The following is a 1594-nucleotide window of genomic DNA, read 5'->3' as shown; positions in this document are numbered from 1 at the left end:
AGGGAGACGGCGGGCAGTCCGAGGGCCGAACGGTACTGGGCCAGCGCGTCCAGATAGGTGTTGCCCGCCGCGTAGTTGGCCTGTCCCGCATTACCGATCAGACCCGCGATCGAGGAGTAGACGACGAAAGCGTTCAACTCCCGCCCTAAGGTGGCCTCGTGCAGATTCCAGGCAGCCTCCGCCTTCGGCCTGAGAACCGCATCCAGGCGCTCGGGCGTCAGATCGGTGAGCACCGTGTCGTCCAGCACACCCGCCGTATGGACCACCGCCTTCAGCGGACGGTCGGCCGGGATCCCGGCCAGCACACCCTCCACAGAGTCCCGGTCCGTGACATCACAGGCGGCGAAGCTGATCTCCGCACCCAACCCGACCAGCTCCGCCCGCAGTTGACCCGCGCCCGGCGCATCCGCACCACGCCGCGAGACCAGCAGCAGGCTCCGCGCACCATGCTCGACCACCACATGACGCGCCACGATCGCACCCAACGTACCCGTCGCACCCGTGATCAACACCGTGCCCTCGTCCCAACGGACCGCACCGCCACCGGCGTCCCCCGCCACAACCCGCGCCAGACGCGGCACACGGAACACACCACCGCGCACCGCCAGTTGCGGCTCCCCCGTCGCCAGAACCGCCTCGGCCGAGACCTCCGCACCGGGCTCCACATCAACCAGCACGATCCGGCCCGGATTCTCCGTCTGCGCCACCCGGATCAAACCCGTCACACCAGCAGCCCCAAGATCGGTGACCTCCTCACCATCCACCGCCACCGCACCCCGCGTCACCACCACCAGCATCCGGTCCGCCCGCAACTCATCAGCCAGGAACTCCTGCACCCCGAGCAAGGCCTCCCGCACGACCTCCCGTGCCGGCCGGCCACCGGACACCACCTCCAGCACCTCACCCACCCCAACACCCGTCCCGCGACCGGCATCCGGCAGCACGTTCCACCGCACCGCGAACAACCCGTCCCGCCCGCCGGACACAGCCGCCTCACGCAACGCCTCCTTCGACAACGGTCGCAGGGTGAGCGCTTCGACGGTCGCCACCGGCGCACCCGTGGCATCCGCGAGGGTCACCGCGACGGAGTCGGGTGCGGCGAGGGAGAAGCGCACCCGGACCACTCCGGCGCCCGCGGCGTGGACGCTGACGCTCTCCCAGCCGAAGGGCACAAGGGCCTGCCGGTCCGGGTCCACTACACCGGGCAGCAGGGTGTGCAGGGCCGCGTCCAGCAGCGCAGGATGCAGCAGATAACGGCCGGCCTCCGCCCGCAGCCCCTCCGGCAGCACGACCTCCGCGAAGAACTCACCCTCACCCCGCCAAACCCGCCTCAACCCCCGGAACGCCGGACCGTACGCATAACCGAGCTCCGCCAGACGCTCATACGCACCCTCCAGCGAAACCTCCTCCGCACCAGCAGGCGGCCACACCGTCAACGCCTCACCCACCGGCCCCGCCGACGCCAGCGAACCACGCGCATGCAACGTCCACGGCACCTCACCAACCAGCACCTCCCGCTCGGACCGCGAATAGACCTCCACCGACCGGACCCCAGCCCCATCGGCCTCACCCACGACAACCTGAACCTGCACAC

The 1594-nt window shown here is 70.1% G+C and carries 1 protein-coding gene; it reads right to left on the bottom strand.

From position 1 onward, the window contains the following. A partial coding sequence (locus F7R91_RS43965; RefSeq protein WP_269144825.1) for an SDR family oxidoreductase occupies positions 1 to 1574 on the bottom strand: 1574 nt, incomplete at its 3' end. Positions 1575 to 1594 lie beyond the last annotated feature (20 nt).

Origin of the sequence: Streptomyces luteolifulvus, assembly GCF_008806595.1 — a bacterium.
Taxonomy (GTDB): domain Bacteria; phylum Actinomycetota; class Actinomycetes; order Streptomycetales; family Streptomycetaceae; genus Streptomyces; species Streptomyces luteolifulvus.
This window is presented reverse-complemented; position numbering and strand designations above follow the sequence as displayed.